We start from the raw sequence: 6,324 nt of genomic DNA, 5'->3' as shown, positions 1-6,324 counted from the left end.
CCCCCTGCCTCCCCCTCCCGTCACCCCGGAGTGAACGACATGACAAACCAGCAGGTACGCATCGTCTCGCTCGGCGACATCGCGCCGAACCGCCGGCGCGGCGGCGACCTCCGCGCCCTCCTCACGCCCACCACCGCGGGATCGACCAGCGGCTTCATGGGCGTGGCCATCGTGCAGCCCGGCGACCGCATCGCCGAGCACTACCACCCGTACTCCGAGGAGTTCGTGTACGTCACCGAGGGGGCCCTCGAGGTGGACCTGGACGGGGTGCCGCACGCGCTCGGCGCGGGGCAGGGGCTGCTGATCCCGCAGGACATGCGCCACCGCATCCGCAACGCGGGGGACGTCGAGGCGCGGCTCGTGTTCCACCTCGGCCCGCTGGCCCCGCGCCCCGAGCTGGGCCACGTCGACACCGAGGACGCGGAGGGCAATCCCCTCTCGCACGACGGAGCGCACCCGGGCCACGCCGGTCGGAACCGGGCGGGACAGGAGACGGCCGGACAGGAAGGGGCCGGACAGGAGGGGGCCGGGCAGGACCGAGTGGGGCAGGACCGGGCCGGGCACGAGCGGCCCGCCGCCGCGCCCGAGGTGGTGTCATGACCCGGCGACGGGTCGCCGTCACGGGCATAGGCGTCGTCGCCCCGGGCGGGATCGGCGTGCCCCAGTTCTGGAGCCTGCTGTCCGACGGCCGTACGGCGACGCGCCGCATCTCCCTGTTCGACCCGGCAGGGCTGCGTTCCCAGATCGCCGCCGAGTGCGACTTCGAGGCGTCCGAGCACGGGCTGGGCCTCGCCACCGCCCAACGGAGCGACCGGTACGTGCAGTTCGCGCTCGTCGCCGCCGCGGAGGCGGTCCGGGACGCGCACCTCGACATGGACCGTGAGGACCCCTGGCGGGCCGGTGCCACGCTGGGCACGGCGGTCGGCGGCACCACCCGGCTGGAGCACGACTACGTCCTGGTCAGCGAGCGCGGTGCCCGCTGGGACGTCGACGACCGGCGGGCCGAGCCGCATCTGGAGCGCGCGTTCACCCCCGCCACCCTCTCCTCCGCCGTGGCCGAGGAGTTCGGGGTGCACGGACCGGTGCAGACGGTGTCCACCGGGTGCACGTCCGGCCTCGACGCGGTCGGGTACGCCTACCACGCGGTCGCCGAAGGGCGCGTCGACGTGTGCCTGGCGGGCGCGGCGGACTCGCCGATATCGCCGATCACCATGGCCTGCTTCGACGCGATCAAGGCGACCTCGCCGAACAACGACGACCCCGCGCACGCCTCCCGGCCCTTCGACGCCGACCGCAACGGCTTCGTGATGGGCGAGGGCGCGGCGGTGCTGGTCCTGGAGGACCTGGAGCACGCCCGGGCCCGCGGCGCGGACGTGTACTGCGAGATCTCCGGCTACGCGACCTTCGGCAACGCGTACCACATGACCGGGCTGACCAAGGAGGGCCTGGAGATGGCGCGGGCCATCGACACGGCCCTCGACATGGCCGAGCTGGACGGCTCCGCGATCGACTACGTCAACGCGCACGGCTCCGGCACCCAGCAGAACGACCGGCACGAGACGGCGGCCGTCAAGCGCTCGCTGGGCGAGCACGCCTACAACACGCCGATGAGTTCGATCAAGTCGATGGTCGGCCACTCGCTCGGCGCGATCGGCTCGATCGAACTGGCCGCCTGTGTGCTGGCCATGGCCCACCAGGTGGTGCCGCCCACGGCCAACTACACGACCCCCGACCCCGAGTGCGACCTCGACTACGTGCCCCGCGAGGCGCGGGAGCGGACGCTGCGGCACGTGCTGTCGGTGGGCAGCGGCTTCGGCGGCTTCCAGTCCGCGGTCGTGCTGAGCGCCAGTGAAGGAGCGCTGCGATGAGCGGACGGCAACGGACCACCGGCACGGACCGGCGCGCGGTCGTCACCGGGCTCGGCGTGGTCTCCCCGCACGGCGTCGGGGTCGAGGCGCACTGGAAGGCGACCGCCGACGGAGCCAGCAGCCTCGGCCCCGTCACCCGGGAGGGCTGCGAGCGGATGCCGCTGAAGGTGGCGGGCGAGGTGCGCGGCTTTGACGCCGCCGAGACGGTCGAGGAGCGCTTCCTCGTCCAGACCGACCGGTTCACGCACTTCGCACTCGCCGCGGCCCAGTTCGCGCTGGCCGACGCCCGGTTCGGGCGGGCGGACGTCGACTCGCCGTACTCGGTCGGCGTGGTCACGGCGGCCGGTTCGGGCGGCGGCGAGTTCGGGCAGCGGGAGCTGCAGAACCTGTGGGGCCAGGGCTCGCGGTACGTCGGCCCGTACCAGTCGATCGCCTGGTTCTACGCGGCCAGCACCGGCCAGGTCTCCATCCGCAACGACTTCAAGGGCCCCTGCGGGGTCGTGGCCGCCGACGAGGCGGGCGGCCTGGACGCCCTGGCGCACGCCGCGCTGGCCGTGCGGGGCGGCACCGAAACGGTGGTCTGCGGCGCGACGGAGGCGCCGCTCGCCCCGTACTCGATCGTCTGCCAGCTGGGTTACCCCGAGCTGAGCCGGGCCGGTGAACCCGAGCGTGCCTACCGGCCGTTCACCGAGGCCGCCTGCGGGTTCGCGCCGGCCGAGGGCGGTGCGGTGCTGGTCGTCGAGGAGGAGCGGGCAGCCCTGGAGCGGGGGGCGGACGTGCGCGCGACGGTGGCCGGGCACGCGGCGACCTTCACCGGGCCGGGCCGCTGGGCCGACTCCCGCGAGGGACTGGCCCGGGCGGTCGCGGGCGCGCTGGCCGAGGCGGACTGCCGTCCCGAGGAGGTCGACGTGGTCTTCGCGGACGCCCTCGGGATCCCGGAGGCCGACCGGGCCGAGGCCCTGGCGCTGGCCGACGCGCTCGGGGCGCACGCCCGGCGCGTACCGGTCACCGCACCCAAGACCGGTACCGGGCGGGCCTACTGCGCCGCGCCGGTGCTGGACGTGGCGACCGCGGTGCTCGCCATGGAGCACGGGCTGATACCGCCCACTCCGCACGTGTCCGACGTGTGCCACGACCTGGACGTGGTGACCGGGCGCGCCCGTCCCGCCGAGCCGCGTACGGCGCTCGTTCTCGGCCGCGGGCTCATGGGCTCGAACTCGGCGCTCGTCCTGCGGCAGGGCGGCACCTCGCCGTCCTGAGCCGCGGACCGGCCGGCGACCGAGTACCGAGCGGTTGCCGGCCGGCAACCGGGGACCGGCCGACGCCGGTCCCGGGCGGACGCCGTGACCGGGCGCCCGCCGTCAAGTGAAGGAGGACACCCCCATGACCGACCAACTGGACCACCAGGTGACCGTCGAGGACCTGTCGGCGCTGATGAAGCGCACCGCCGGCGTCCATGTCGACCCGGTCACCCTCGGGCAGCAGGCCGACGACGGCTTCGACACCTTCGGCCTGGACTCCCTCGGCCTGCTCGGCATCGTCGCCGAGCTGGAGAAGCGGTACGGCCTGGGCCTGCCGGAGCAGGCCGAGCGCTGCAAGACACCCGCGGACTTCCTCGCGCTGGTCAACGGCGCCCTCAGGACAGGAGTGTGAGATGGCAGGGCACACCGACAACGAGATCACCATCGCCGCGCCGATGGAGCTGGTCTGGAACATGACCAACGACATCGAGGGCTGGCCGAAGCTGTTCAGCGAGTACGCCTCCGTGGAGGTGCTCGAGCGCGACGGCGACAAGGTCGTCTTCCGGCTCACCATGCACCCGGACGCGGACGGCAAGGTGTGGAGCTGGGTCTCCGAGCGTGTCGCCGACCCAGTGACCCGCACCGTGCGCGCCCAGCGGGTCGAGACCGGGCCCTTCCAGTACATGAACATCGTCTGGGAGTACTCGGAGACCGCCGAGGGCACCGTCATGCGCTGGACGCAGGACTTCGCCATGAAGCCGGAAGCGCCCGTGGACGACGCCTGGATGACGGACAACATCAACCGCAACTCCCGCACGCAGATGGCTCTCATCCGGGACCGGATCGAGCAGGCGGCGGGCGAACGGCGGACCGCCTCGGCGCTCGCCGACTGACACCGGGCGGCGGCGCGGCGGCCGTACGCCGACCGCCCGGCGTCCGCCCGGCGACGGCACGACGACCGCACGGCGCGTGCTCGGCGACAGCGCGGCGCGCGCACAGCGACCGACATCGGAGAAGGGCATCACCCCATGCACCACACACTGATCGTCGCCCGGATGGCACCCGGCGCGGCACCGGACATCGCGAAGGTGTTCGCGGAGTCCGACCGCGGCGAGCTGCCGCACCTGGTGGGCGTCAACCGGCGCAGCCTCTTCGAGTTCGGTGACGGCGTGTACCTGCACCTCATCGAGAGCGACGAGGACCCGGCCCCCACCATCGGGAAGCTGACCGGGCACCCGGAGTTCCGCGAGGTCAGCGAGCGTCTGGAGCCGTACGTGTCGGCGTACGACCCGGCGACCTGGCGCGGTCCCAAGGACGCGATGGCGCGCTGCTTCTACCGCTGGGAGCGGACCTCCGCCGGCTGACGGCACGCCGTCCCCACCGAGCGTCGGGGTCGTCCGGTCTCCACCGGGCGGCCCCGACGCGGACGTTGGGGACGGTGCGGATGGTGCGGACGGCGGATGGGTTGCGTGCGGGAGGCGAACACGCGCGTGAGAAGGGACACGTGAGGCGCTGTGAACTATTTCGCACATCCGTCCGCTTGGATCCAGTGGGGAGACCAGCGCACGGCGGCCCGCCGTGGGGGCCCCGCCGACCAGCAGAGAGGACGCACACCGTGGGCCGATCCACCGCCCGCCGGACCGGCCGGGGAGCCGCGCCCGACGGTTCCGGGCACAACTCTCACAGGAGCAGGGGCAGAGGCAGGGGCAGGGGCAGGGGCAGGGGCGGGCGCGGGCGCCGCGGTCCCGTCCGCGCGGGCCTGGTCTGCCTCGTCCTCGGGGCCGTCGTGCTCACCGCGGGGGCCGCGGTCGCCTACTGGCGCGAGACCCGGCCGCCGGTGACGGACGACCAGGTGGCCGACGTCGCCGACGCCCTGGACGCCGCCGGTCCCTCGGCGGGGCCGGAGCCGTCGGGAAGCCCTTCTTCCGCATCGCCGTCCGGTACGGCCTCGGCGTCCTCGTCTCCGTCGGCGTCCGCCTCCACGATCGCCATTCCGGCGACCGGCCCCGGCACCTTCGTCACCGCTCGGGCCGACGGCACGACCGTGGGCACCGGCAGCCGGGTGCGCCGGTACAAGGTCCTGGTCGAGGAGGGCCTCGACGTACGGCCGGGCGCCGCCGCGGCCGAGATAGCCGACGTGCTCGCCGACCGACGCGGCTGGACCCGGGACGGCACCAACTCCTTCCGGCTGGTGAGCAGCGGTTCGTACGACTTCGTGGTGAAGATCGCCACGCCGGGCACCGTCGACGAGATCTGCGGCGCCGCGGGGCTGCTCACCCGGGGCGAGGTGAACTGCAGCGTCGGCACGGACGTCGTGGTGAACCTCAAGCGCTGGGTGCTGGGTTCGCCGGAGTTCGACGGCCCGATCCACGAGTACCGCGCCCTGATCGTCAACCACGAGGTCGGCCACCGCCTCGGCCACGGGCACGAGACCTGCCCCGGAGCCGGCCGGCCGGCTCCGGCGATGATGCAGCAGATCAAGGGGCTCAAGGGGTGCGTGGCCAACGCCTGGCCGTACGACGCGGACGGCGACTACCTGGGTGGTCCGTCGGTCCCCTGAGCCGCCCGGGGGTCCGGCCCCGGACGACGGCGTCCGGCGGACGGTTCGCGGGACAGCTCCCGGTGCGGCGGGTGATGATCGGACCATGACCACCACACCGCGTTTTGACCCACGGGCCCTGCTGGCGGAGAGCCGGCTCGGCGTACTCGCGACGATCAAGTCGGACGGCCGCCCGCAGCTCTCCCCCGTGACGCCGGCCTACGACCCGGAGGCCGGCGTCATCCGTGTCTCGACCCGCGAGGGGCTGGCCAAGACCGCCAACCTGCGCCGGGACCCCCGGGCCACGCTGCAGGTGACCGCACCGGACGGCAGGTCCTGGGCCACCGCCGAGGGCGTCGCCACCCTCACCGGCCCCGGCACCGACCCGCTCGGGCCGGAGGTCGAGGCGCTGGTGGAGTACTACCGGGCCGCCGCCGGTGAACACCCCGACTGGGACGAGTACCGCGCGACGATGGTGTCCGACCGCCGGGTGCTGCTGACCATCACGGTCGAGCGCATGTACGGCGCCGACATCGGCTGAACCGGCGGCAGTCGGGTCCGTCCGCAAGTTCCCCTCCCCGGCGGTGATAGATCCGCCCGCCGTTTCCGTATCTCCAGGCACACGTGTACGCGCACGCGCCACGAGTGCGCGTACGAAGCCGAGTCGCGAGCCCCT

Annotated in this window: 8 protein-coding genes; all 8 read left to right on the top strand. The window is 73.7% G+C overall.

What is annotated here, in order from left to right; genetic code table 11:
• The first annotated feature begins 39 nt into the window (after positions 1-39).
• The 8 genes from HZS56_RS21920 to HZS56_RS21885 all read left to right on the top strand — a co-directional run bounded on the left by HZS56_RS21920 (position 40) and on the right by HZS56_RS21885 (position 6,189).
• On the top strand, positions 40-600 hold the full coding sequence (locus tag HZS56_RS21920; protein ID WP_374201194.1) for a cupin domain-containing protein: 561 nt from the start codon (positions 40-42) through the stop codon (positions 598-600).
• Complete coding sequence (locus HZS56_RS21915) at positions 597-1,868, top strand: beta-ketoacyl-[acyl-carrier-protein] synthase family protein (protein WP_216722463.1); 1,272 nt, start codon at positions 597-599, stop codon at positions 1,866-1,868. The genes HZS56_RS21920 and HZS56_RS21915 overlap by 4 nt, the downstream gene beginning before the upstream one ends.
• The gene (locus HZS56_RS21910; protein ID WP_216722462.1) at positions 1,865-3,127 is read left to right on the top strand and encodes a beta-ketoacyl synthase N-terminal-like domain-containing protein; all 1,263 of its coding nucleotides are present in this window, start codon (positions 1,865-1,867) and stop codon (positions 3,125-3,127) included. The genes HZS56_RS21915 and HZS56_RS21910 overlap by 4 nt, the downstream gene beginning before the upstream one ends.
• Positions 3,128-3,251: 124 nt before the next feature.
• A complete protein-coding gene (locus tag HZS56_RS21905; RefSeq protein WP_216722461.1) occupies positions 3,252-3,521 on the top strand; it encodes an acyl carrier protein in 270 nt (89 codons plus the stop codon).
• Between the two features lies 1 nt (position 3,522).
• Positions 3,523-4,002: an SRPBCC family protein gene (locus tag HZS56_RS21900; RefSeq protein WP_216722460.1), complete on the top strand. Its 480-nt coding sequence runs from the start codon at positions 3,523-3,525 to the stop codon at positions 4,000-4,002.
• 135 nt (positions 4,003-4,137) lie between these two features.
• The gene (locus tag HZS56_RS21895; RefSeq protein WP_216722459.1) at positions 4,138-4,473 is read left to right on the top strand and encodes a TcmI family type II polyketide cyclase; all 336 of its coding nucleotides are present in this window, start codon (positions 4,138-4,140) and stop codon (positions 4,471-4,473) included.
• Between the two features lie 251 nt (positions 4,474-4,724).
• Positions 4,725-5,669 (top strand): DUF3152 domain-containing protein, encoded by a 945-nt coding sequence (locus tag HZS56_RS21890; RefSeq protein WP_216722458.1) that lies wholly within the window; start codon positions 4,725-4,727, stop codon positions 5,667-5,669.
• Between the two features lie 85 nt (positions 5,670-5,754).
• Entirely contained in the window at positions 5,755-6,189 is a 435-nt protein-coding gene (locus tag HZS56_RS21885; protein WP_216722457.1) for a PPOX class F420-dependent oxidoreductase, read from the top strand.
• Positions 6,190-6,324 lie beyond the last annotated feature (135 nt).

The organism is Streptomyces mayonensis (assembly GCF_018982965.1).
GTDB lineage: Bacteria > Actinomycetota > Actinomycetes > Streptomycetales > Streptomycetaceae > Streptomyces > Streptomyces mayonensis.
The sequence above is the reverse complement of the archived record's forward strand: the minus strand, read 5'-3'. Positions and strand labels throughout refer to the sequence as shown.

Excerpts from the sequence above, each read along its gene's own strand:
- HZS56_RS21900 (WP_216722460.1), top strand. The coding sequence starts at position 3,523 with ATGGCAGGGCACACCGACAACGAGATCACCATCGCCGCGCCGATGGAG.
- HZS56_RS21920 (WP_374201194.1), top strand. The coding sequence starts at position 40 with ATGACAAACCAGCAGGTACGCATCGTCTCGCTCGGCGACATCGCGCCG.
- HZS56_RS21895 (WP_216722459.1), top strand. The coding sequence starts at position 4,138 with ATGCACCACACACTGATCGTCGCCCGGATGGCACCCGGCGCGGCACCG.
- HZS56_RS21915 (WP_216722463.1), top strand. The coding sequence starts at position 597 with ATGACCCGGCGACGGGTCGCCGTCACGGGCATAGGCGTCGTCGCCCCG.
- HZS56_RS21910 (WP_216722462.1), top strand. The coding sequence starts at position 1,865 with ATGAGCGGACGGCAACGGACCACCGGCACGGACCGGCGCGCGGTCGTC.
- HZS56_RS21885 (WP_216722457.1), top strand. The coding sequence starts at position 5,755 with ATGACCACCACACCGCGTTTTGACCCACGGGCCCTGCTGGCGGAGAGC.
- HZS56_RS21905 (WP_216722461.1), top strand. The coding sequence starts at position 3,252 with ATGACCGACCAACTGGACCACCAGGTGACCGTCGAGGACCTGTCGGCG.